The organism is Streptomyces cyslabdanicus (assembly GCF_052663305.1).
Map to the genome: position 1 here is coordinate 1 of NZ_JBQRUW010000093.1, position 2361 is coordinate 2361.

At 68.8% G+C, this 2361-nt stretch carries 2 protein-coding genes; both read right to left on the reverse strand.

Features of this window, described 5'->3' with window-relative positions:
• Positions 1–892: alpha-amylase family glycosyl hydrolase (locus tag ACTYVM_RS37015; protein WP_445530123.1), on the reverse strand; the 892-nt coding region annotated here is incomplete at its 3' end.
• Positions 889–2361 (reverse strand): alpha-amylase family glycosyl hydrolase (locus tag ACTYVM_RS37020; protein ID WP_445530124.1); only part of this gene is annotated, 1473 nt, incomplete at its 5' end. The genes ACTYVM_RS37015 and ACTYVM_RS37020, both read right to left, overlap by 4 nt.

Consider the following 2361-nt stretch of genomic DNA (forward strand, 5'->3'; position numbering starts at 1 on the left):
CCGCCATGAAGATGCGGGGCATGACGGGGAAGTGGAAGGCCATGTGGCACTCGTCGCCGCCGGCGGCGTAGTCGCCGAAGTAGTCGACCACGTCCTCCGGCCACTGGTTCGCCTCCGCCAGCAGCACGGTGTCCGGGAACATCCGGTCGATCTCCTCGCGGACCCGCTTCAGGAAGGTGTGGGTGGCGGGCAGGTTCTCGCAGTTGGTCCCCTCCTCGGCGTAGAGGTAGGGCACCGCGTCCAGCCGGAAGCCGTCGATGCCCAGGTCCAGCCAGAAGCGCAGGGCGGCCAGGATCTCCTCCTGCACCGCGGGGCTCTCGTAGTTGAGGTCCGGCTGGTGGGAGAAGAACCGGTGGAAGTAGTACTGGCCGCGGACCGGGTCGAAGGTCCAGTTCGAGGTCTCGGTGTCGACGAAGATGATGCGGGCGTCCTGGTAGCCCTTGTCGTCGTCGGCCCACACGTAGTAGTCGCCGTAGGGGCCGTCGGGGTCCTTGCGGGACTGCTGGAACCACGGGTGCTGGTCGCTGGTGTGGTTCATGACGAAGTCGATGATCACGCGCATGCCGCGCTGGTGGGCGGCGTCGACGAACTCCACGAAGTCGGCCAGGTCGCCGAACTCGGGGAGCACGGCGGCGTAGTCGGACACGTCGTAGCCGCCGTCCTTGAGCGGGGACTTGAAGAACGGGGGCAGCCACAGGCAGTCGACGCCGAGCCATTGGAGATAGTCGAGCTTGGCGGTCAGGCCCTTCAGGTCGCCGACGCCGTCGCCGTTGCTGTCCTGGAAGGAGCGGACGAGGACCTCGTAGAACACGGCACGTTTGAACCACTCCGGGTCCCGGTCCCTGGCCGGGGCGTCTTCGAAGATGTCAGGGACGGGCTCGTTGACAGTCATGGCGCTGGGGGCCCTCCGATCTCGGACGAGGTGGACGATCGCTGGACGTGGAGCACGTGCGCGGGCCGTTCGCCCGGTTCCAGGCGTACGTAGTTGGCTCTGCCCCAGTGGTAGGTCTCGCCGGTGAGCTCGTCGCGCACCGGCATCGACTCGTGCCAGTCCAGGCCGAGTTGCGGCATGTCCAACGAGACCGTGGCCTCCTGGGTGTGGTGGGGGTCGAGGTTGGCGACCACGACGACCGTGTCCGGCCCTTCGCTCTTGCTGAAGGCGAGCACGGCGTCGTTGTCGGTCGGGTGGAAGCGCAGATTGCGCAGGCGGTGCAGCGCGGGGTGGCGTCGGCGGATGTCGTTGAGGCGGGTGATGAGGGGGGCGATGGTGCGGCCCTCGCGTGCGGCGGCCGCCCAGTCGCGGGGTTTGAGCTGGTACTTCTCCGAGTCGAGGTATTCCTCGCTGCCCGGTTTCAGGGCGGTGTTCTCGCACAGTTCGTAGCCGCTGTAGATGCCCCAGGAGGGGGCGAGGGTGGCGGCGAGGACGGCGCGGACCTCGAAGGCGGGACGGCCGCCGTCCTGGAGGTAGGCGTGCAGGATGTCGGGGGTGTTGGTGAAGAGGTTCGGGCGCATCCAGGCCGCCGCCTCGCCGGACAGCTCGGTCAGGTACTCGGTGAGTTCCTGCTTGGTGGTGCGCCAGGTGAAGTAGGTGTAGGACTGCTGGAAGCCGATCTGGGCCAGGGTGTGCATCATCGCGGGCCGGGTGAACGCCTCCGCCAGGAAGATCACGTCGGGGTCGGTGGCGTTGACGGCGGCGATCACGCGTTCCCAGAACATCACCGGTTTGGTGTGGGGGTTGTCGACGCGGAAGATCCGCACGCCGTGGTCCATCCAGTGCCGCAGCACGCGCAGGGTCTCGTCGATCAGGCCGTCCGGGTCGGCGTCGAAGGCCAGGGGGTAGATGTCCTGGTACTTCTTGGGCGGGTTCTCGGCGTAGGCGATGGTGCCGTCGGGGCGGTGGTGGAACCACTGGGGGTGCTTGTGCACCCAGGGGTGGTCCGGGGAGCACTGCAGGGCGAGGTCGAGGGCGACCTCCAGGCCGAGTTCGGCGGCCCGGGCGACGAAGTGGCCGAAGTCCTCCAGGGTGCCCAGGGCGGGGTGGACGGTGTCGTGGCCGCCCTCGGGGGAGCCGATGGCCCAGGGCACGCCGACGTCGTCGGGGTGGGCGTCGAGGGAGTTGTTGCGGCCCTTGCGGTAGGTGGTGCCGATGGGGTGGATCGGGGGGAGGTAGACGACGTCGAAGCCCATCGCGGCGATCGCGGGCAGGCGGCGGGCGGCGGTGCGGAAGGTGCCGTGCGGCTGCTCGGGGGTGCCCTCGGAGCGGGGGAAGAACTCGTACCAGGACCCGTACAGGGCCCGCTCGCGTTCGACGAGCAGGGCGAGTGGTTCGGAGGCGGTGACCAGGTCCCGCAGCGGGTGCCG